The 21,512-nt window shown below is 69.0% G+C and carries 14 protein-coding genes; 2 read left to right on the top strand and 12 right to left on the bottom strand.

Annotated features, from left to right (window positions below):
- Positions 1-661 precede the first annotated feature (661 nt).
- From OG390_RS45100 to OG390_RS45055, 10 genes are all read right to left on the bottom strand, one after another.
- The gene (locus OG390_RS45100; RefSeq protein ID WP_406176133.1) at positions 662-1,264 is read right to left on the bottom strand and encodes a sarcosine oxidase subunit gamma; all 603 of its coding nucleotides are present in this window, start codon (positions 1,262-1,264) and stop codon (positions 662-664) included.
- Positions 1,257-4,550 carry a sarcosine oxidase subunit alpha family protein gene (locus tag OG390_RS45095; protein ID WP_406176131.1) on the bottom strand — a complete coding sequence of 1,098 codons (3,294 nt, stop codon included), beginning with the start codon at positions 4,548-4,550 and terminating at the stop codon, positions 1,257-1,259. The genes OG390_RS45100 and OG390_RS45095 overlap by 8 nt, the downstream gene beginning before the upstream one ends.
- A gap of 12 nt (positions 4,551-4,562) precedes the next feature.
- Positions 4,563-5,795 carry a sarcosine oxidase subunit beta family protein gene (locus OG390_RS45090; protein WP_406176130.1) on the bottom strand — a complete coding sequence of 411 codons (1,233 nt, stop codon included), beginning with the start codon at positions 5,793-5,795 and terminating at the stop codon, positions 4,563-4,565.
- The gene (gene glyA, locus OG390_RS45085; RefSeq protein ID WP_406176128.1) at positions 5,792-7,093 is read right to left on the bottom strand and encodes a serine hydroxymethyltransferase; all 1,302 of its coding nucleotides are present in this window, start codon (positions 7,091-7,093) and stop codon (positions 5,792-5,794) included. Before glyA ends, OG390_RS45090 begins: the two co-directional genes overlap by 4 nt.
- Positions 7,090-7,950 carry a bifunctional methylenetetrahydrofolate dehydrogenase/methenyltetrahydrofolate cyclohydrolase gene (locus tag OG390_RS45080; protein ID WP_406176126.1) on the bottom strand — a complete coding sequence of 287 codons (861 nt, stop codon included), beginning with the start codon at positions 7,948-7,950 and terminating at the stop codon, positions 7,090-7,092. The genes glyA and OG390_RS45080 overlap by 4 nt, the downstream gene beginning before the upstream one ends.
- 438 nt (positions 7,951-8,388) lie before the next feature.
- Positions 8,389-10,827: an FAD-dependent oxidoreductase gene (locus OG390_RS45075; RefSeq protein ID WP_406176124.1), complete on the bottom strand. Its 2,439-nt coding sequence runs from the start codon at positions 10,825-10,827 to the stop codon at positions 8,389-8,391.
- Between the two features lie 250 nt (positions 10,828-11,077).
- On the bottom strand, positions 11,078-12,046 hold the full coding sequence (locus tag OG390_RS45070) for an ABC transporter substrate-binding protein (RefSeq protein WP_406176122.1): 969 nt from the start codon (positions 12,044-12,046) through the stop codon (positions 11,078-11,080).
- Positions 12,047-12,058: 12 nt separating this feature from the next.
- Entirely contained in the window at positions 12,059-14,068 is a 2,010-nt protein-coding gene (locus OG390_RS45065) for an ABC transporter permease (RefSeq protein ID WP_406176120.1), read from the bottom strand.
- Entirely contained in the window at positions 14,068-15,156 is a 1,089-nt protein-coding gene (locus OG390_RS45060; protein WP_406176118.1) for a glycine betaine/L-proline ABC transporter ATP-binding protein, read from the bottom strand. Before OG390_RS45060 ends, OG390_RS45065 begins: the two co-directional genes overlap by 1 nt.
- A 20-nt stretch (positions 15,157-15,176) precedes the next feature.
- Positions 15,177-16,646, bottom strand: a complete 1,470-nt coding sequence (locus OG390_RS45055; RefSeq protein ID WP_406176116.1) for an aldehyde dehydrogenase family protein — start codon at positions 16,644-16,646, stop codon at positions 15,177-15,179.
- A gap of 219 nt (positions 16,647-16,865) precedes the next feature.
- On the opposite strand from OG390_RS45055, the gene purU reads away from it, so the two are divergent.
- Positions 16,866-17,738 carry a formyltetrahydrofolate deformylase gene (gene purU, locus OG390_RS45050; RefSeq protein WP_406176115.1) on the top strand — a complete coding sequence of 291 codons (873 nt, stop codon included), beginning with the start codon at positions 16,866-16,868 and terminating at the stop codon, positions 17,736-17,738.
- Positions 17,739-17,997: 259 nt separating this feature from the next.
- On the opposite strand, the gene OG390_RS45045 is transcribed toward purU, so the two are convergent.
- Positions 17,998-18,834: a 5,10-methylenetetrahydrofolate reductase gene (locus tag OG390_RS45045; RefSeq protein WP_406176114.1), complete on the bottom strand. Its 837-nt coding sequence runs from the start codon at positions 18,832-18,834 to the stop codon at positions 17,998-18,000.
- A gap of 3 nt (positions 18,835-18,837) precedes the next feature.
- Complete coding sequence (gene betA, locus OG390_RS45040; protein ID WP_406176113.1) at positions 18,838-20,505, bottom strand: choline dehydrogenase; 1,668 nt, start codon at positions 20,503-20,505, stop codon at positions 18,838-18,840.
- Between the two features lie 151 nt (positions 20,506-20,656).
- On the opposite strand from betA, the gene OG390_RS45035 reads away from it, so the two are divergent.
- On the top strand, positions 20,657-21,454 hold the full coding sequence (locus tag OG390_RS45035; RefSeq protein WP_406176111.1) for an IclR family transcriptional regulator: 798 nt from the start codon (positions 20,657-20,659) through the stop codon (positions 21,452-21,454).
- Positions 21,455-21,512: the final 58 nt, after the last annotated feature.

Raw genomic sequence — 21,512 nt, 5'->3', positions numbered from 1 at the left:
CCGTCTCCAGACCTCCGATTCGTGACCAGAAGTACGACACCAAGAAGGACCAGCCCTGTGACACCCAACTCAACCGGAAACGATCATCTGCCGGTCTACGAGAGCCTGGTACGCGAACGCGGTGACGTCGTGGCGGAAGCTCGCGTAGCAGCCGAAGAGTCGCAGCGCCAGGCCACGCAAGCGCTCCACAGGAACGATGGGGCTCAGCCGGAGCCCGGTCCTCGGTGAGCCCTGTCCGGCCGGGCAAGACGCTATGCCGAACCGGTCCGCGGGGGCAGGTGGACGACGAGGTCTCTCCTGCCTGCCCCCGCCGAGCGTGACGGCAGTCTGAAGCACTCAGCGTTGCCCCGGAGAGTTGAGCGAGCGCCTGACCGGTGGCGCACAGACCGAGCGCCGCAGCAGGCTCCACAGCAGCTGCGGTCTCCGAGGCGGGCGCAGCGCTGCCCCTGAGGCTCCGTAGAGCGCGGGGCAGCGGATCGCCGCAAGCAGCGCGAGGACTGACAAGTCGACGGCGGGCGCCTCGAGCGGAGCTACGCCAGCTCCGCGGGTAGCGCCCGGCCCGCAGCAAGCGGTCCCAGTCCCCCGGAAAACCCGACCAGGTCCTCGACGGACCCGCGGTCATCTTCTCCACAGCCCTGGGATCACGCCCTGTCGAGCTCGTTCAGACGTATTCCGCAGCCGCGTCCAGCAGCCAGTCCGTCAGGTAGCCGGCGAAGGACGAACGGACCAGCACCCAGAATCCGGCCCTGGATTCGTCCCGAGCAACCAGGACGATCTGTGCGCGAGCCAGGGTGGTCTGGGCGCAGCGTCCGGCGCCGAAGGCACGCGGGTGCAGATCCAACGGGCAGCCGTGTGCCAGCAGGTCGCGGGCGCGGGGACCCGCGACGAGGAGGGTGGTGCGCTGGGCGGAGACATCGGTGACGGACACGGGCGCGTCGCCGGTCGCCGCCCGGATCCGGCTCTCCAGGTCCTGCTGAGTGCCCGGCGGGCCGACCACCAGCCACTCGTCGGGGCCGAGCCACAGAGCGGTCAGCTCCCCGGCGCGTACGACGGTGTTGGGCTGGAGGGGCAGTTGGAGACCCAGCGCGAGTCCGACGGCGTCCGCTGCCGCTCCCTTGGCGTCGAGCCGGAGGTTGGTCTGGGCCAGGAAGGGGAGTTCGGCCAGCCGGACCGCGCCCCCGGAGGCGCGGGTCGCGGCGGCCAGGCGGTCGGCGGCACCCGTCAGCGGGCTGCGGCGCGGGATGGAAAGGGCGGTGTCAGCCATCGCGGCGGGCTCCCTCGGGGTCGTAGAGGACGGGGCTTGCGACGGTCACCGGGACCAGCCGGTCGCCCACGGGGGCGTAGAGCCGCTCACCGATGCGGTCCCGGCCGCCCTTGATCAGGGCGAGGGCGAAGGTCCGGCCGAGCGCCGCGCTGCGGTAGCTGGAGGTGACATGGCCGAGCATCGGGACGGGAGGGGCCGGCAGCACACTGTCTGCGACCAGTTGCGTGCCCTCGGGGAGGAAGGTACCGGGGTCCTCGGGGAGCAGGCCGACCAGGTGCTTGCGGTCGGGGCGGACGGCGTCGGCGCGGGCGTAGGAGCGCTTGCCGATGAAGTCGGGCTTCTTCTTCGACACCACCCAGCTCATGCCGAGGTCGTGCGGGGTGACGGTGCCGTCGGTGTCCTGGCCGATGATCGGGTAGCCCTTTTCCGCGCGCAGGACGTGCATGGTCTCGGTGCCGTACGGGGTGATGCCGAACGGCGCACCGGCCTCGTACAGCGCCTCCCAAAGGGCGAGGGCTTCCCACGCCGACACGTTGATCTCGTAGGCGAGTTCGCCGGAGAAGCTGATCCGGCACACCCTGGCCTCGATGCCCGCGACGGTAGTCTCCCGCCATGCCATGAACGGGAAGCTGTCGTTGTCCACCGCCAGCTCCGGCGCGAGCGCGCCCAGGACGTCGCGGGAGCGAGGGCCGACCAGGGCGACGGTGGCCCACTGCTCGGTGACGGAGGTGCAGTGAACGCGGAGTTCGGGCCACTCGGTCTGCAGCCATTCCTCCATCCAGTCCAGGACGGTGGCCGCGTTGCCGGTCGTGGTGGTGACCAGGAAGCGGTCCGGTGCGAGACGGATGACGGTGCCGTCGTCGAAGACCATGCCGTCCAGGCGGCACATGACGCCGTAGCGGATCATGCCGACCTTCAGGTTGCTCATCATGTTGGTGTAGAGCCGGTCGAGGAAGACGGCGGCGTCCGGGCCCTGTACGTCGATCTTGCCGAGGGTGGAGGCGTCCATGAGGGCCACGCTCTCGCGGGCGGCGGCGCACTCGCGCAGCACGGCGGCGTCCATGTCCTCGCCGTCCTGCGGGTAATACCAGGGCCTCTTCCACTGGCCGACGTTCTCGAACAGGGCGCCGTGCATGACGTGCCAGTCGTGCAGGGCGGTCACGCGTACCGGGTCGTGGAGCGCGCCACGGTCGCGGCCCGCGAGAGTGGCGAAAGAGACGGGGGTGTAGGGCGGCCGGAACGTCGTCGTGCCGAGGGACGAGATGTCCACCCCGAGGAGTTCGGCCACGATGCCGCTGGCGAGCACTCCGGACGTCTTGCCTTGATCGTTGGCTGTGCCGGCCGTGGTGTAGCGCTTGGTGTGCTCGACCGAGCACAGACCTGCGCCGGTGGCACGGGTCAGGTCGTCGATGGTGACATCGCGTTGGAGGTCGACGAAACGGGGTGCGTCGGCGGCGCCGGGGACGAGGAAGACCTGCATGGGCGGAGACTGCGGTTCGGCGACCACGTCGGGAAGGCGGGGCGCCTCGGAGGTGTAGCCCTCGGCCTCGATCGCTCGGGCACCGGCAGCCGCGCCCTGCGCGAGGACCGCGGCCAGGTCGAGGACGCCGTTCGCGCTGCCCGCGACCTCGACCGCCTGGCGGCAGGTGTCGGGGACGAAGGAGCCGAGGGTGTCGTCGTAGCGCAGCTTTCCGCCCGCCTGGCTGAACAGGTGGGCGACGGGGTTCCAGCCGCCGGAGACCAGCAGCAGGTCGACGGCGAACTCCCGGCGCCCGGTGGACTCCCCGTACGGGGCGACCATCACCGCGGTGAGCCGCGTGCCGCCTTCCGTGCCGGTGACGGCATGGCCGGTCAGCACCTCGATCCCGGCCTCCCGGGCACGGCGCGCCCACTCCTCCGGCTCGGACCGGGTGTCGACGATCGCCGCGACCTCCACACCCGCCGCCGCGAGATCCAGCGCGGCTGCGTAGGCGCTGTCGTTGGTGGTGAAGACGACGGCGTGGCGGCCGGGAAGGACGCCGTGGCGGTTGACGTAGGCGCGGGCCGAGGCGGCCAGCATCACACCGGGGCGGTCGTTGTCCGCGAAGGCCAGCGAGCGCTCGTGGGCACCGGTGGCGAGCACGACGCGACGGGCGCGGATGCGCCAGACGCGCTCGCGGGAGACGTGCTCGGGAGCCTCGGCGCCGAGGTGGTTGGTGCGGCGCTCGACGGCGAGGAGGTGGTTGTCGTCGTAGTGGCCGAAGACCGTGGTGCGACGCAGTACGCGCACCTCAGGAGCGGCTTCGAGCTCCGCGTCCAACTCCTTTGTCCAGTCAAGGAGTTGCCCCGTTCCCAGCAGGCTTCCGCCCAGCTCGGGCCGGTCGTCGGCGAGGACGACGCGTGCTCCGCTGCCGGCGGCGGCTGCCGCGGCGGCGAGACCGGCCGGTCCGGCGCCGACGACGAGCAAGTCGCAGTGCGTGTGGACGGCGTCGTAGCGGGCGGGGTCCGGCCTGGTGGCGAGCCGTCCCTGACCGGGCACGCTGCTCGCCACCAGGCCGTCGTGCAGCTCCACGGTCGTCGCGGGCAGCATCGGCTCGGGGAAGGGTGCCTCGATCTGGACGACGGCGTTGGGCTCCTCTACGCCCGCCGAGAAGATGCCGCGCGGGCGGCCCAGCTTGATGCTGGTGCCGGCCTGGATGACACCGTTGGCGAGGAGGGCGGAAGCAAGGGTGTCGCCGCGGACGCCCTCGTACGGCGTGCCGTCGAAGACGAAGCTCAACCGCTCGTCGCGGTGGATGCGACCGCCGGCGGTCAGCCGGAACGGCTGGGTGACGGTGTCGGGAGCGGTGGTTTCTTCCCCGAGCCCGCCCCTTCCCGAAACTGGGGCTGCCGCCCCGGACCCCGCGGGGTCCGTCGCCGAGTGCGGGCCAGTGGGTGGGTTGTGCCCACCTTCCCCCAGTCTCGGCTTCGCTCGACCGGGGGGACCCCCATCGCCCTGCGGAACGCCTGCCCACAACCCGGCCGGACGGGCCGGCCCAGCGGGGCGCGGCTCGCCCGAGCGGTAGACGGCCAGGATCTCGTTCGTCCCCGTGTCGCGCACCGCGTTGAACCAGCGGCGGCATCCGGCCGCATGGCTCCAGCGTTCGGCGAACGGGCCCTTCGGGTTGTCGCGGAAGAAGAGGTAGCGCGCCCACTCCTCGTCGGTCAGGGCGGCGTGGTCCTCGGGATAGGGCACGTGTGCCTGACCACCGAAGTGGAACTCGGCCTCGTCACGGGGCCCGCACCAGGGGCATGGGATGAGCAGCATGGGTTCGGCTCCCTAGTGGGCCACCGCGGCCGCGCCGTGCTCGTCGACGAGCGCGCCGGTGGTGAAACGGTCGAGCGAGAAGGGGGCGTTGAGGTGGTGAGGGGTGTCGTGGGCGATGGTGTGGGCGTAGACCCAGCCGACGCCGGGAGTGGCCTTGAATCCGCCGGTGCCCCAGCCACAGTTCAGGTAAAGGTTGTCGACCGGAGTGAGTCCGACGATGGGTGAGGCGTCGGGGCTGACGTCGACGATGCCTCCCCAGGTGCGCAGCACATGGGCGCGGGCGAAGACCGGGAAGAGTTCCAGGGCCGCGGACATCTGCTCTTCGATGATGTGGAAGGCGCCACGCTGGGTGTAGGAGTTGTACGAGTCGATGCCCGCGCCCATGACCAACTCGCCCTTGTGCGCCTGGCTGACGTACACATGGACGGCGTTGGACATGACGACCGTCGGGTGCACGGGCTCTAGGAGTTCGGAGACGAGTGCCTGCAACGGGTGGCTCTGGAGCGGGAGTTCGATACCCGCCATGGCCGCGAGCACCGAGGAGTGACCGGCCGAGCACAGTGCCACCTTGCCCGCCGCGATCGGGCCGAGCGTCGTCTGCACTCCGACGACCCTGCCCGCGACCACGTCCAGGCCGGTGACCTCGCAGTTCTGGATGATGTCGATGCCGGCGGCGTCGGCGGAGCGGGCCAGGCCCCAGGCGACGTGGTCGTGCTTGGCGATGCCGGCGCGCGGCTGATAGGTGCCGCCCATCACCGGATAGCGCACGTCAGGTGAGATGTTGACGATCGGGCAGACCTCCTTGGCCTGCCGCTCGTCCAGCCATTCGGCGTCCACGCCGTTGAGCCGGTTCGCCTCGACGCGGCGAACGCTGTCGCGGACGTCCTGGAGACTGTGGGCGAGGTTCAGCACACCGCGCTGGGAGAAGAGGATCGGGTAGTCGAGTTCCTCCTCCAGTCCCTCCCAGAGTTTGAGCGCGTGCTCGTAGATGCCCGCGCTCTCGTCCCACAGATAGTTGGAACGGATGATCGTGGTGTTGCGGGCCATGTTGCCGCCCGCCAGCCAGCCCTTCTCCAGCACGGCGACACTGGTGATGCCGTGGTTCTTCGCCAGATAGTGGGCAGTGGCAAGGCCGTGGCCGCCGCCGCCCACGATCACCACGTCGTACGACCGCTTGGGCTCCGGCGTGCGCCACAGCCAGTCGGGGTGCTCGGGGAGCTCGGCGCCGGGGGTGCGGGGGCTCATCGGACTTCTCCGGCTTCTTGTGCTTCTTCTGCCTCTGAAAGGTGCGGGTAGAGCGGGTGCTTGGCGGCCAGCGCCTCGGTGCGGGCCCGCAGGGCGGCGATGTCGGGATCGGGTTGGAGGGCCAGGGCGATCACATCGGAGACCGCTTCGAAGTCCTCGTCCGTGAAGCCTCGGGTGGCCAGCGCCGGGGTGCCGATCCGCAGTCCCGAGGTGACCATGGGCGGGCGCGGGTCGAAGGGCACGGCGTTGCGGTTGACGGTGATGCCGATCTCGTGGAGCAGGTCTTCGGCCTGCCGGCCGTCGAGCTGGGAGTCCCGCAGGTCGACCAGGACGAGGTGCACGTCCGTGCCGCCGGTGAGGACCTTCACCCCGGCGGCCGACGCGTCGGCCCGGGTGAGGCGTTCGGCGAGGATGCGGGAGCCGGCGAGCGTCCTGGCCTGGCGTTCGGCGAACTCCGGTGAAGCGGCGACCTTGAACGACACCGCCTTCGCGGCGATGACGTGCTCCAGAGGGCCGCCCTGCATACCGGGGAACACCGCCGAGTTGATCTTCTTGGCGAGGTCGGCCTCATTGGTGAGGATGACTCCGCCCCGCGGACCGCCGAGCGTCTTGTGCGTCGTCGTGGTGGTGACGTGGGCGTGTGGTACGGGGCTGGGGTGCAGCCCGGCGGCGACGAGACCGGCGAAGTGCGCCATGTCGACCATGAGGAGGGCGCCCACCTCGTCGGCGATCCGCCGGAAGGCCGCGAAGTCCAGCTGCCGCGGGTACGCCGACCAGCCCGCGATGATCATCTTGGGGCGATGTTCCTTGGCGAGGCGTTCCACCTCGTCCATGTCGATGAGGTTGTCGGTCTCGGCGACGTGGTACGGCACGACGTTGAGCATCTTGCCGCTGTAGTTGATCCGCATGCCGTGGGTGAGGTGCCCGCCGTGCGCGAGGTCGAGGCCGAGGACCGTGTCGCCGGGCTGGAGCAGGGCGAAGAAGACGGCGGTGTTCGCCTGGGCGCCCGAATGCGGCTGGACGTTGGCGAATCCGGCGCCGAAAAGGGACTTGATGCGCTCGATGGCGAGGCGCTCGGTCACATCGACGTGTTCGCAGCCACCGTAGTAGCGGCGGCCGGGGTAGCCCTCCGCGTACTTGTTGGTGAGGACCGAGCCCTGGGCCTCCAGTACGGCGGAGGGCGCGAAGTTCTCGGAGGCGATCATCTCGAGGGTGGACTGCTGGCGGTGCAGCTCGGCGCGGAGAGCGGCGTGAACCTCGGGGTCCAGTTCCGCCAGGGGGGTGTTCAGCGCGTTCATACGGCGTTCGCGTTCCTCTCGGCGGCCTCGACGACATTGGCGAGCAGCATCGCCCGCGTCATGGGTCCTACGCCCCCGGGCATCGGCGCGAGCCACCCGGCGACCGAGGCCGCGTCCGGGTGCACATCGCCGACCAGCCCGTGATCGGTGCGGGTGATGCCGACGTCCAGGACCGCCGCGCCGGGGCGCAGCATGTCCTTGGTGATCAGCCTGGGCGAGCCGGCCGCCGCGATGACGATGTCCGCCTCGCGTACGTGCCAGGCCAGGCCCTTGGTGCCGGTGTGGCACAGGGTCACGGTGGCGTTCTCGGACCGGCGGGTGAGCAGCAGCCCGAGGGGCCGTCCGACGGTGATGCCCCGGCCGATCACGCACACCCGCGCTCCCGCGAGCGGCACGTCGTACCGGCGGAGCAGTTCGACGATGCCGCGCGGGGTGCACGGCAGCGGGGCCTCGACGCCGAGGGCGAGCCGGCCGAGGCTGACGGGGTGCAGGCCGTCGGCGTCCTTGGCCGGGTCCATGCGTTCCAGTACGGCGTTGCCATCCAGGTGGCGCGGCAGCGGGAGTTGGACGATGTAACCGGTGCAGGCCGGGTCGGCGTTGAGCTCGTCGATCACGTCCTCGACCTGCGCCTGTGTGGCGTCGGCAGGCAGTTCACGACGGATGGAGGCGACGCCGATCTGCGCGCAGTCCCGGTGTTTGCCGCCGACGTAGGCACGGCTGCCCGGGTCGTCGCCGACCAGGACCGTCCCGAGCCCCGGCGGGCGGCCGTCGGTGGCCGTCAACTTGGCCACGCGCTCGGCGAGTTCGCGACGGATCGCGGCGGCGGTCGCCTTGCCGTCGAGCAGCTGTGCGGTCACCGGTGGTACTCCTTCTCTCGAAGCCGACGCTGGGTGCTAGGCGGTGTCGGGGAAGTGCGGGTGCGTTCCCGCGTCGGTCGGTGCGTGCTCTCGGCGTGCCGGACGAAGGCTCTCGATGGGGGTCCCCCCGCTCGAGCGAAGCCGAGAGTGTGGGAGGAGCTACTTGGGCCTTCGGCCGGTGCGGCGAGTGGGGGCACCTCCCACGCCCTTGAGGCAGTGCGGGAGCGTGCCGGGCGGCGTGGGGGTGTGCCTGAACTTCCCCGACACCGCCTAGCCTCGTACTTCGCAGGTCACCCGATCGTGAAGATCAAGCGGTCATAGCCGATTGCTTGTCGATCGGAACCGTAGTGGCGAGAGCCGTGCCGGTCCGGATCGGTCGAGATCGGAGGCCCGGAGGTCGCTACGGCGAACCTTCTCGGCGACCTGCGAAGTGCGGGCCTAGCCACGGAGGCGGGACATGGTCGGGTCGAACAGGGGCTCCTCGGCGACGACCGCCTCGACGCGCTGGTCGAAGTAGCCGATGTGCACGGCGGTGCCGGGGGTGCCGAGTTCCACCGGGAGCCAGGCGTAAGCGATGCCCTTGCCGATCGTGTAGCCGTAGGCGGCGCTGGTGACATAGCCGACGGGGCGATCACCGTCGTACACCGGCTCCTTGCCCATGACGACGGCCTGCGGGTCGTCGATGGTGAGGCAGGTCAGCCGCCGCCGTACGTCGGCCTTGCGCCGCTCCAGCGCGGCCTTGCCGATGAAGTCGCCCTTGTCGAGCTTGACGGCGAACCCGACTCCAGCCTCGTAGGGGTCGTGCTCGTAGGTCATGTCGGTGCCGAAGGAGCGGTAGCCCTTCTCCAGACGGAGGCTGTTGAAGGCGCCGCGGCCGGCGACGATGCCGCCCAACGGCTTGGCCGCCTGCCACAAGGTGTCCCACAGCTTCTGGCCCAGGTCGGCGGTGGTGTACAGCTCCCAGCCGAGCTCGCCGACGTACGACAGGCGCATCGCCGTGACGGGAACGGAGCCGATGTGGGCGCGCTTGGCGCGGAAGTACTTCAGGCCGTCGTTCGAGAAGTCCGCGTCGGTGAGGGGCTGGAGGACTTTGCGTGCGAGCGGTCCCCACAGGCCGATGCAGCAGGTGCCGTGGGTGATGTCGCGTACGTGCACCGATCCGTCGGCGGGGAGGTGGCGGGTGAACCAGTCGAGGTCCAGGTTGCCGTTGGCGCCGACCTGGAAGAGGTCGCGGGCCAGCCGGGCGACGGTGACGTCGCTGCGGATGCCGCCGTCCTCGTCCAGCAGCAGCGTGTACGTGACGGAGCCGACGGACTTGTCGACCTTGCCGGTGGACAGCCGCTCCAGGAAGGCGGCGGCGCCGGGCCCGGCGACCTCGAGCCGCTTGAGCGCAGTCATGTCGTACATCGCGACGGTCTCGCGGGTGGCCTGCGCCTCGGCGCCGACGATGGGTGACCAGTAGCGCGCGGCCCAGTCGTTCGGGGTCGGGATGGAACGGCCTTCGACCAGGCCAGCGTTGGCCTCATACCACTGAGGACGCTCCCAGCCGTTCGCCTCCAGAAAGAAGGCGCCCAGCTCCTGCTGGCGGGCGTGGAAGGGGCTCGTGCGGATCGGGCGCGGGTCCCCCGACGGCTGGAGGGGGTGCAGGATGTCATAGACCTCGACGAAGTTCTGGCAGTCGCGGGCCAGCACGTACTCCGGGGCCAACTGGTGCGGCTCGAAGCGGTTGACGTCGCACTCGTGCAGGTCGAAGGACGAGCAGTAGCCGTCGACCAGCCATTCGGCCATGGCCCGGCCGACGCCGGCGGAGTGGGTGACCCAGACGGCCTCGGCGACCCAGAAGCCCTTGACGTCCGGGGATTCGCCGAGCAGCGGCTGGCCGTCGGTGGTGAAGGAGAACAGGCCGTTGATGCCCTCCTCGACCTTGGCCTCCTTCGTCGACGGAAGCAGGGACTGGGTCTCGGTCCAGGCGTCCTCGAAGTCGTCCTCGGTGAACTTCAGGACCGACGGCATCTCGTCGGCCTCGTCGACGGACAGGATGTCGTCCGCGGAGACCGGCATCGGGCGGTGGCCGTAGTAGCCGATGCCCAGGGTGTCGAAGCGGTCGCGGTAGTAGAGGTCGGCGTCCTGGTGGCGCAGGATCGGGCGCACCGCCTCCTCGGTCTGGCCCGCCAGCGCCGGTACCGGCCCGGTCCAGGCGAGTTGGTGGCCGAGCGGGGTGAGCGGGAGGTTCATGCCGACCATGCGGGCGATCTTCGGGCCCCAGATGCCGGCGCAGCACACGACGATGTCGGCGGGGATTTCGCCCTGGTCGGTGAGGACGGCGGTCACGCGGCCCTCGCTCTGCTGGACGTCGAGGACTTCGTGGCGGGCGAGGAAGCGTACGCCACGCTCGGTGGCCCGGCGGATCTGCGCCTCGACGGCGAGCACGGCCTTCGCGAGGCCGTCCGTCGGCACCAGGAGGCCGGCGAGGACCTTGTCCCGGTTCACCAGCGGGTGCTGCTCGACGCACTCATCGGCGCTCAGCAGCCGGGCCTCGATGCCCCAGGCGGTGATCCAGCCGTGGCGGCGGTGCAATTCTGCGACGCGCTCGGGGGTGGTCGCCACTTCGAGGCCGCCCACCTGCAGGAAGCAGGGCCGGCCGTCGACATCGAGGGAACAGAACTTCTCGACCGTGTAGCGGGCCAACTCGGTCATGGTCTTGGAGGAGTTCGTCTGGAAGACCAGGCCTGGGGCGTGCGACGACGATCCCCCGGTGGCAGGGAGCGGGCCCTGGTCGACCACGGTCACTTCGGTCCAGCCTCGTGCGGAAATCTCGTCGGCGAGCGCCGCTCCCACGACGCCCGCTCCGATGATGACCACTCGGGGTCCCGCCATCGCCGCACCTCCGACTTGAAAGCAATCCAGTTGCCGTCTGCGCAACATGCTTCAGGTTGCGCAACTCAATGTGCCTGCCCCGAGGAGTGGGTGTCAAGGGGTCCGTGACGTCGGAAAACAGCCCGAAACGCGACGAGGCCCGGCAGGCTGTCAGCGCAGCCTGCCGGGCCCGTCCGGCGGGGTTTCCGGGTCGCTCGTGCGTCAACGCTCGAGCTCCGGTGCGGTGTCGGAGACGGAGCCGCGTCGCGCCCTACTTGATCCAGGCGTCGACCTTGTCGGGGTTGGCCTCGACCCACTTCTTCGCCGCCGCGTCGGCCGACATCTTGTCCACCGCGATGTACTTGGCCACAACGTTCTGATCGTCGTTCGTCCAGTTGAACTTCTTCACCAGGTCATAGGCCGGGCTGCCCGACTTGGCGAACTTGGCGCTGACGATCTTGTCGAGGTTGTACACGGGATAGTCGCATGCGACCTTCGCCGCATCGGCGTCACAGCCCGTCTTGTACGTGGGCAGGTTGACCTTGACCAGCGGCACCTCGGACAGGAACCACTGCGGCTCGTAGAAGTAGCCGATCACCCATTCCTTGTTCTTCTCGGCCTTCCGGTAGGCCTGGATGAGCGCGGTCTCGCTTCCCGCGTACACCACCTTGAAGTCCAGCTTCAGGTTCTTCACCAGCGCCTCGTCGTTGGTGACGTACGACGGGTCGCCGTCGAGCAGCTGGCCCTTGCCGCCCGACTCCGAGGTCTTGAACTGGGACGCGTACCTGTCCAGGTTCTTCCAGTCGGTGATGTCCGGGTGCGCCTTCGCCAGCCACGGCGGCACGTACCAGCCGATGATGCCTTTGTTGCCGGTCTGACCGGCCTCGACGGCCGTCTTCTGCCCGGTGATGTACTTCTTCTTCAGATCGTCGTGACCCCAGTTCTCCAGAACGGCATCGACCTCGCCCGTCCCGAAGCCCTGCCAGGCGATCTCTTCCTTCAGGTCCTTCTTGGTGACCTTGCAGCCGAGTTCGTGCTCCGCGACATAGGCGACGACCGCCGCATCGGCCTCGTAGCCCACCCACGGGTTGACCGCGAGGTTGAAGGTGCCGCACTTGCCCGAGCTGTCCGAGCCGGCGGAGCTGTCACCGACCTTCGCACCGCCGCAGGCGGTGAGGGTGAGGCCGAGGACCGCAATGCCGGCCGCGCCGACTCTCCACTGTCTTGCTTGCCTTGCCATGGTCAGTGCTCCTTATGCGCTCGTACGTCGCGCCGCTGCCTGAGTGATCCGGTCGAACATGACACCGAGCAGTACGATGGCGAGCCCCGCCGCCAGCCCCTTGCCGTACAGCTCTCCCTGCGAGAATCCGGCCACGACGTCGTAGCCGAGGGCGCCCGCTCCTACCAGGCCGCCCACAACAACCATCGACAGCACGTAGATCAGGCCCTGGTTGGTCGCGAGCGTCAGGGCACTGCGTGACATCGGCAGTTGAACCTTGGTGATGATCTGCCAGGTGTTGCACCCGGCAGCCGTGGCCGCCTCGACGGTGGTCTCGGGCACGGCCCGCACTCCGTCCGCGATGATCTTTATGGCAACCGGAACCGCGTAGACGACGGCAGCGACGATCGCCGTGAAGCGTGTCGCGCCGAACAGCGCCAGGAACGGCACGAGATAGACGAACGGCGGCATGACCTGCGCAGCGTCCAGGGTGGGCCGCAGCAGCCGGTCCACGAGCATGCTGCGCCCCATCCACACCCCGAAGGTGACACCGAGCACCATCACCAGGACCGTCGCCACCACAGTCGACGCCAGCGTCGTCATGCTGTCCGACCACACGCCCGTGCCGACCAGCAGTCCCACGCACACGGCCGTGGTGACTCCGGCGCGCCATCCTCCGAGCACCGCGCCGAGCGCCACCAGGGTCGCACCGACCAGCCACCACGGGGAGTCGGTCAGTAGCGTCTGGAACGGATTGAGAAGGCCGTTGGTAATGGCATCGCGGAAGGCGTTCGTGATGCCCGACAGATTGTCCTGCGCCCAAGTGGTCACATCGTCCGCCGCGCTCGCGATGGTGCTGCCGGTGCTGCCCTCGCCGGGGAACTCGGCCGCCCAGACGTACGTGTGCGACAGATACACCAGCACCGCCGCCGCCACTCCTCCTCCCACCAGCAGCGGTCGCCGCCACTTGAGGAAGCGGTTCCCCGAGCGCCGGGCCGCCTCCGCCCGTCCGCTCGCCGCGGTCGTGACCCGGTCGAGGACGATAGCCATGACGACAATGGCCAGGCCCGCGTTGAACGCCGTGCCGACGTCCAGCGACTGCAGGGCCTGGACGACGGTCTTTCCGAGGCCGGGTGCGTCGATCAGCGCCGCGATGGTCACCATGGCCAGGGCGGCCATGATGGTCTGATTGACGCCCATCACCACGGTCCGCTTGGACATTGGCAGCAGGACCTTCAGCAGCGTCTGCCGCCGCGTCGAGCCCAGCGAGTCGGCCGCTTCGACGGTGGTCTCCGGTACGGAACGGATGGCGTGCGCGGTGATGCGGATCGCCGGCGGTGCCGCGTAGATCAGGGTGGCGATCGTGGCGGAGGCAGGACCGATGAGGAAGAACAGGGTCAGGGGAGCCAGGTAGACGAAGGTCGGCATCGTCTGCATGAAGTCCAGGAAGGGCGTCATGATCCGGTTGAACCGGTCGGACAGCCCCGCCCACACACCCAGCGGGATCGCGAACAGCAGCGCCACGAAGACCGCGGAGAGGGTCAGCGCCAGGGTGTCCATGCTCTCCTGCCACAGGCCCTGCAGCCCGAAGAAGGTGAAGCCGGCCACGGCCAGGAGAGCGACCCGCCAGTTGCCCACGGCCCAGGAGAGGTAGCCGGCGATGCCGACGACGCCGAGCCAGCCGATCTGCGGCAGCGGTCGGCCGTCGGAAGGCTGGGAGATCAGCGACTGGATGAAGGTCACCAGGTTGTCGATGACCAGACGGATCTCGTTGAAGAAGTACAGGAAGAGCGGGTTGGAGTTGCGGTCCGCACCGATCGTGTCGTTGACGTCATTGAACCAGCGGTGCAGATCGGTGAGGTCCGCCGCCGCCAGCGTGAAGGTCTGCTTTCCGCGCAGCACGGCGAAGAGCACCAGCCAGGTCACCAGGATCACGGCCACCACCATGCGGCGGCTGACCCTGCGCACACCCGCGACGGGCGCGGTCTTCTCCGCTTGCTCCGCCTTGTCGGCGTTCTCCGGCTTCTCCAGGGCGACGGTCATCACATGTCGCCTTCCTGCCCGGCGACGACTGCGAGGATCTCCTCGTCACCGACGATGCCGAGCAGTTTGCCGTTCTCGACGACCTTGACCGGCTTCTCGGCCGCCAGCACCGCCCGGGTGGCTTCCCGCACCACGACGTCCGGGCCCAGCTCGGGGCCGTCCAGGGCGTCGTCCGGCTCCGCCGGACGCATGATCCACCGCAGCGTGAGTACGTCGCCGCGCGGCACGTCCTTGACGAAGTCGCGTACGTAGTCGTCGGCGGGGGCACCGACCAGTTCGTCGCCGGTGCCGCACTGGACCATCTTGCCGTCGCGCATGATGAGGATGCGGTCGCCCAGCTTGAGCGCCTCGGAGAGGTCGTGGGTGATGAACACCATCGTCTTGCCGACCTCGTGGTGCAGACGGATGACCTCGTTCTGCATGTCACGGCGGATCAGCGGGTCGAGCGCCGAGAACGGTTCGTCGAAGAGGAGCACATCCGGATCGCCGGCCAGCGCACGGGCGAGACCGACGCGCTGCTGCATGCCGCCGGAGAGCTGGTCGGGGTAGGAGTTCTCGTAGCCGGCGAGGCCGACCAGTTCGACGACCTCCCGGGCCCGCTTGGTGCGCTCGGCCCTGCCCATACCGCGGATCTCCAGGCCGAAGGACACGTTGTCGACGACCCGGCGGTGGGGCAGCAGCCCGAAGTGCTGGAAGACCATGGAGAACTTGCGGCGACGCAGTTCGCGCAGACGCTTGTCGTCCGCGTCGCGGATGTCCTCGCCCTCGAAGACGATCTCACCGGCGGTGGGTTCGATCAGCCGGGTCAGACATCGCACCAGGGTGGACTTGCCGGAGCCGGACAGGCCCATGACGACGAAGACCTCGCCGGGCGAGACCTCGAAGCTCACGTCGCGCACGGCGGCGGTGCATCCGGTGCGGTCCATCAGCTCGCGGCGGGTGAGCCCGCACAGCTCCTCGGAGTCCGGTACCTGGCCTGCCTTCGGCCCGAACACCTTCCACAGCTTGCGCACGGATATGACCGGGGTGGGGGCCGAGTCCTGTGGCGTGCCGCGCCGCTGCGGCACCTCGGTCTGTGCTGGGGTCACGATCGACCTCTTTTCGGCGTTCAGCCGCGGAACCAGTGCTGCGGCCGGGGTTGGATGTTCTGCCAGATGTGCTTGGGCTCTCGGTACTCGTCCAGGCCGGTCGGTCCCAGCTCCCGGCCCACGCCCGAGTGCCCGAAGCCACCCCATTCCGCTTGCGGCACGTAGGGGTGGTAGTCGTTGATCCACACCGTGCCGTGACGCAGCCGCCGGGCGACCCGCTGGGCCTTTCCGGCGTCCTGCGTCCAGACGGCTCCGGCGAGTCCGTACTCCGTGTCGTTGGCGATGCGTACGGCGTCGTCCTCGTCGCGGAAGCGCTCCACGGTGAGTACGGGTCCGAAGGACTCCTCGTGCACCACACGCATGTCCTGCCGACACTCGTCGAGCACGGTGGGCGGGTAGTAGTGGCCGTTCGCCAGTGCGGGGTCACCGGGGCGCTCGCCGCCGCAGCGCAGTACGGCGCCTTCGGCGAGGCCCACCGCGACGTACGCCTCGACCTTCTCCAGGTGCTGTGCGGAGATCAGCGCTCCGGTCTCGGCCTCAGGGTCGAAGGGACCGCCGAGGCGGATCTGCCGGGCACGGCGGACAACCTCGTCGACAAAGGCGTCATGGAGGGAGTCCTCGACGATCAGACGGGCGCCGGCCGAGCAGACCTGTCCCGAGTGCAGAAAGACGGCCGTGAGGGCGAAGTCCACGGCCGTCTCGAAATCGGCGTCGGCGAAGATGACGTTGGGGTTCTTGCCGCCGAGTTCCAGCGCCACTTTTTTCACGGTCGAGGCGGCGGTGGCCATGATGCGCTTGCCGGTCTCCAGGCCCCCGGTGAAGGAGACCATGTCGACGGCCGGGTCCTCGGAGAGCGGTGCACCCACCTCGGGCCCGGTGCCCAGGACGAGATTCGCCGCGCCGGCAGGAAGCCCGGCCTCCTCGAGTACCCGCATCAGCAGGATCGAGGTGGAGGGGGTGAGCTCACTGGGTTTGAGGACGATCGTGTTGCCCGCGAGCAGGGCGGGCGCGACCTTCCAGGACGCCTGGAGCAGCGGGTAGTTCCAGGGGGTGATGAGCCCGCAGACGCCGACCGGTTCGTAGACGACGCGGCTGACGGCGTCGTCGCGGCCGGTGTCGATCACCCGGCCGGCATCGGTGCCCCGGATCCCGCCGTAGTAGCGGAAGCAGGAGACAACGTCGGCGATGTCGTACTCGCTCTCCACCAGTCGCTTGCCGGTGTCCAGCGATTCGGCGCGGGCGAATTCCTTGGCGTCGCGCTCGATGAGGTCGGCAGTGCGCAGCAGCAGCGCACCGCGCTCCCGCTCGGGGGTGTGCGGCCAGGGTCCTTCGTCGAAGGCCAGGCGGGCCGCGGCGATCGCGGCCTCGGTGTCGGGACGCGTCCCCTCCGCCACGGTCGCGGCGAGCGTGCCGTCAGCGGGACAGCGGATTTCCCGGTGGCCTCCGGCCACCGCATCGCGCCATTCTCCGTCCACATACAGGTCTGCCACGTGTGGAGCCCTTCGAGCGAATTCCGTTGCGCATCGTGCACCGTATTGCTTGTGGTGGAACACCCTGGCGAATGTGCGGACATACGTCAAGGGGTTGGCAGATGACGATTTCACCATGCGGGCAGTTGCGCGGCCGCTCTTGACCACAAGCCGCGCATAGCTCAACCATGTTGCGTATCGCTCACCATGTTGTGCAATACGCACCGACGGAGGCTGCACATGTCCCCTCGACCGCATCCTGGCCGTGAGTACGTCCTCACTCTCTCGTGTCCGGACAGCGCCGGACTGGTCCACGCCGTGAGCGGCTTTCTCGTCAGGAACTCCGGCAACATCCTGGAGAGCCAGCAGTTCGATGAGCGACTCAAGGGCCGTTTCTTCATGAGGGTCCACTTCGACGTTTCCGATCCAAACGCCGATTTGAAAAATCTGCGTGACCGGTTCGGTCCCGTCGCCGAGGCCTACCGGATCTCCTGGACCCTCCGGGACGCCTCGACCCCGACCAGGACGCTGATCATGGTGTCCAAGTTCGGCCACTGCCTCAACGATCTGCTCTTCCGTCGGCGCACCGGCGCTCTCAACATCGAGATCCCCGCGATCGTCTCCAATCACCAGGACTTCGAGGGACTGGCGGAGACCTACGGTGTCCCCTTCCACCACATCCCGGTGACCAAGGACACCAAGACCGACGCCGAGGCGCGCCTGCTGGAGCTCGTGCACGAGCTGGACATCGACCTGGTGGTGTTGGCCCGTTACATGCAGATCCTCTCCGACGACCTGTGCAAACAACTGGAGGGCAGCGCCATCAACATCCACCACTCCTTCCTCCCCAGCTTCAAGGGTGCGCGCCCCTACCAGCAGGCGTACGAGCGCGGGGTGAAGCTCGTCGGCGCGACGGCGCACTATGTGACGCCGGACCTCGACGAGGGGCAGATCATCGAGCAGGACGTGGTCCGGGTGGACCACTCCCTCGATCCGGACGAGCTGGTCACGGTCGGTCGGGACGTGGAGGCGCAGGTGCTCGCGCACGCGGTGAAGTGGCACAGCGAGAGCCGCGTCATGGTGGACGGCAACCGCACGGTTGTCTTCCGCTGAGCCGAGCACGAGCGATGGGCGGACCGGAATCCGGCCCGCCCATCGCTGTATACGGCCTCTGACGCCGGCTCTTGGGGCGCAGGCCGGCTCCCTAGCCTCGTACTTCGCAGGTCACCCGATCGTGAAGATCAAGCGGTCATAGCTGATTGCTTGTCGATCGGAACCGTAGCGGCGAGAGCCGTGCCGGTCCGGATCGGTCGAGATCGGAGGCCCGGAGGTCGCTACGGCGAACCTTCTCGGCGACCTGCGAAGTGCGGGCCTAGCCGCCCAACCGGTCAAGCACAGCGCAGCGCCACCGCTCGGTCTCGGCGATCTGGTTGAAGGTGAAGAGGTGCAGGCCGGCCACCCCCGCCGAGGGAGAAGAGAGCGCGCCCGCGGAACGGGCGAGCAGCCGCTCGGGCGAGTAACCGCCAGGTGCCGCGAAATGAAGGAACCACGAGGCGTGCTTGGTCAGAAAGCGCGTCGACTCTCCCACCCCGATCTTCGCCGCCATGGACAGCAGCTTCGCCCGCTGCACCGGCCCCGCGACGCCCACGTGGACGGGCAGGGTGACGTCGCGGCGGCGTATCCGGCCGACCCAGTCACCCAGCACGCGCGGGTCGAAGCAGAGGTTGCTCACGATGTACGTGGCGTGCGCGCGCTTGTCCCACATCGCCTGGATGGTGAGGTCGTCGTGGATGATCGGGTGACTCTCGGGATAACCGGTGATCCCGACCTGCTCGAAGGGGCTGCCCAGCTCGCTCAGCCTGCGCAGCACGGGTAGCGCCCCGTCGTAGGCGCCGACCGGCGGATCGGCGTCGCCCGCCGGGACGAAGACGTCGTCGACGCCCGCCTCCCGGAGCCGGTCGACGACATCCTTCAGGTGCGCGTCGTCCCGCAGCAGCCGCGCGGGCACGTGCGGGACGACGCGACAGCCGTGCGCCGTGAGCCGGGTGGCGAGGTCGAGCGTCGGTTCCAGGCCCTTGACCGGCGACGCCGTCACGGTGACGACGACGTCGCGCGGGACATGGGCCAGGACTTTGTCCTCGGTCGCCTTCGCGGGCAGCACCTCGTAGCGGACGCTCGCCAGCAGCGCCCGGAAGTGTTCGCCGTACAAGGGTTACCCGGCCTGCTTCTGGGCGTCGCGGTACCGGTAGTACGCGGCCTTGGAAGGGGCCAACGGCTCCCTGCCCAGAATGAGGTCGGCCGCCTTCTCCGCGATCATCATCACCGGCGCGTAGATGTTGCCGTTGGTGACATAAGGCATCACCGACGCGTCGACGACACGCAGTCCCTCCACGCCGTGTACGCGCATGTTGGTGGGGTCGACGACGGACATCTCGTCGGTGCCCATCTTGCAGGTGCACGAGGGGTGCAGGGCGGTCTCGCCCTCCTTGGCGACCCAGGCGAGGATCTCCTCGTCGCTCTCCACGGACGGGCCCGGTGAGATCTCCCCGTCGTTGTACGGGGCCAGCGCCGGCTGGTTGAGGAGCTTGCGGGCGACGCGGATCGACTCGACCCACTCGCGGCGGTCCTGTTCCGTGGACAGGTAGTTGAAGTGCAGGGCCGGGTGCTCGTTCGGGTCCTTGCTCTTGATCTTCACCGAGCCGATGGCGTCGGAGTACATGGGCCCGACGTGCACCTGGTAGCCATGCCCGCCGGCGGGCGAGGAGCCGTCGTAGCGGACCGCGATCGGCAGGAAGTGGAACATCAGGTTGGGGTAGTCCACGTCCTCGTTGCTGCGGGCGAAGCCGCCGGCCTCGAAGTGGTTGGTCGAGGCGGGGCCCTTGCGGAACAGCCACTGCAGGCCGATGAAGGGGGCGCGCCACTTCGCCATGTACGGCTGCATGGAGACGGGCTGCTTGCAGGCGTACTGGATGTACACCTCCAGGTGGTCCTGCATGTTCTCGCCGACGCCCGGGAGGTCGTGGACGACGTCGATGCCGAGCGCGCCCAGTTCCTCGGCGTTGCCGACGCCGGAGAGCTGCAGCAGCTGAGGGGAGTTGATCGCGCCGCCGCAGAGGATGACCTCGCGGGCGCGCACCTGCTGGACCTTGCCGCGCCGCCGGTACTCGACACCGACAGCACGCTTGCCCTCGAAGAGGACGCGGGTGGCCAGGGCGCGGGTGATGACGGTGAGATTGGGCCGCTTCTTCGCGGGCTTGAGGTACGCCTTCGAGGCCGACAGACGGCGTCCTCGGTGGACGTTGCGGTCGAAGGGGGCGAAGCCCTCCTGCTGATAGCCGTTGACGTCGTCGGTGCGGGGATAACCCGCCTCCTGGACGGCCTTGAGGAAGGCGGTGAACAGCGGGTTGGAGGCCGGGCCGCGTTCGAGGACGAGGGGGCCGTCGTGGCCGCGGAACTCGTCGTCGGGGTCGGCCGCGAGACAGTTCTCCATCCGCTTGAAGTACGGCAGACAGTGCGCGTAGTCCCAGGACTCCATGCCGGCATCGGCGGCCCAGCGCTCGTAGTCCATGGGGTTGCCGCGCTGGAAGATCATGCCGTTGATGCTGCTGGAACCGCCCAGCACCTTGCCGCGCGCGTGGTAGATGCGCCGGTCGCCCATGTGGGGCTCGGGTTCGGACTCGTACTTCCAGTCGTAGAACCGGCTGCCGATCGGATAGGTCAGCGCCGCGGGCATGTGGATGAAGACATCCCACGGGTAGTCGGGCCGACCGGCCTCCAGGACCAGCACCTGGTTGCCCGGGTCGGCGGAGAGTCGGTTCGCCAGTGCGCTGCCGGCGGATCCACCGCCGACGATGACGAAGTCGTATTGCAGGGGAGCCATGGTGCCTCGTCTCGCTCGCGCCGTAGATACGCGTGGCATGCTAGTACGAGTATCGCTATACGCACTAGGTTGCGATCAACGCAACTTGCAAGGTCTGCGTTTCGACGCTGCCCCTTGCACTGCTGTTGTTTACTGCGCGTATAGTTTCGCTGTGAGCAACTACAGTCCAGATACCGAAACGACAGGTTCGCAGTCCGGCGGGGTTCAGTCCGTCGACCGCGCCATCAGCGTGCTGGAAATCCTGGCCCAGCGCGGCGAGGCCGGCGTCAGCGAGGTGGCCGCCGAGATCGATGTTCACAAGTCGACCGCGTTCCGCCTGCTCGGCGCCCTGGAGGCGCGCGGTCTGGTGGAGCAGGCGGGCGAGCGCGGTAAGTACCGCCTCGGCTTCGGCATCGTACGCCTGGCCGGCGGGGTCACGGGACGCATCGACATCACCCAGCAGGGCCGCCCGGTCTGCGAGCGCCTCGCCGAGGAGATCGGCGAGACCGTCAACATCGCCGTGATGCAGGAGCACTACGCGATCAACCTCTACCAGGTACGCGGCCCGGGGGCCGTCACCGCGCACAACTGGGTCGGCCAGCTGACCCCGTTGCACGCCACGTCCAGCGGCAAGATCCTCCTGGCCCACATGCCCACCAAGCAGCGCGCCGCGCTACTTTCCGAGGCCGGTCTGAAGAAGGTGACCCCGCACACCCTGACCTCGAAGACGAAGCTCGAGAAGAATCTCGCCGAGGCTCGGGAGCGTGGCTACGCCTGGACCGTAGAGGAGCTGGAGGTCGGACTCCACGCCATGGCCGCGCCGGTCCGCGACCGGGACGGAGAGGTCATCGCGGCACTCAGCGCCTCCGGCCCCGCATACCGGTTCACCGAGGAGCGCATGCACGAGCTCGCTCCGGTGCTGGTCAAGGGCGCGGAGGAGATCAGCCATCGGATGGGGCACCTGGGCTGAGCGCCCAGGTGCCGCCGCCGGCGGCACCTGCAGCCACCGCCGTCGACCTGCCGAGAAC

The organism is Streptomyces sp. NBC_00996, from assembly GCF_045162675.1.
Classification (GTDB): Bacteria; Actinomycetota; Actinomycetes; order Streptomycetales; family Streptomycetaceae; genus Streptomyces.
The sequence above is the reverse complement of the archived record's forward strand: the minus strand, read 5'-3'. Positions and strand labels throughout refer to the sequence as shown.

Coding starts and splice junctions, on each gene's coding strand:
- OG390_RS45100 (WP_406176133.1), bottom strand. CDS start 1,264: ATGGCTGACACCGCCCTTTCCATCCCGCGCCGCAGCCCGCTGACGGGT.
- OG390_RS45090 (WP_406176130.1), bottom strand. CDS start 5,795: ATGAGCCCCCGCACCCCCGGCGCCGAGCTCCCCGAGCACCCCGACTGG.
- glyA (WP_406176128.1), bottom strand. CDS start 7,093: ATGAACGCGCTGAACACCCCCCTGGCGGAACTGGACCCCGAGGTTCAC.
- OG390_RS45065 (WP_406176120.1), bottom strand. CDS start 14,068: ATGACCGTCGCCCTGGAGAAGCCGGAGAACGCCGACAAGGCGGAGCAA.
- OG390_RS45095 (WP_406176131.1), bottom strand. CDS start 4,550: ATGCTGCTCATCCCATGCCCCTGGTGCGGGCCCCGTGACGAGGCCGAG.
- purU (WP_406176115.1), top strand. CDS start 16,866: ATGTCCCCTCGACCGCATCCTGGCCGTGAGTACGTCCTCACTCTCTCG.
- OG390_RS45070 (WP_406176122.1), bottom strand. CDS start 12,046: ATGGCAAGGCAAGCAAGACAGTGGAGAGTCGGCGCGGCCGGCATTGCG.
- OG390_RS45075 (WP_406176124.1), bottom strand. CDS start 10,827: ATGGCGGGACCCCGAGTGGTCATCATCGGAGCGGGCGTCGTGGGAGCG.
- betA (WP_406176113.1), bottom strand. CDS start 20,505: ATGGCTCCCCTGCAATACGACTTCGTCATCGTCGGCGGTGGATCCGCC.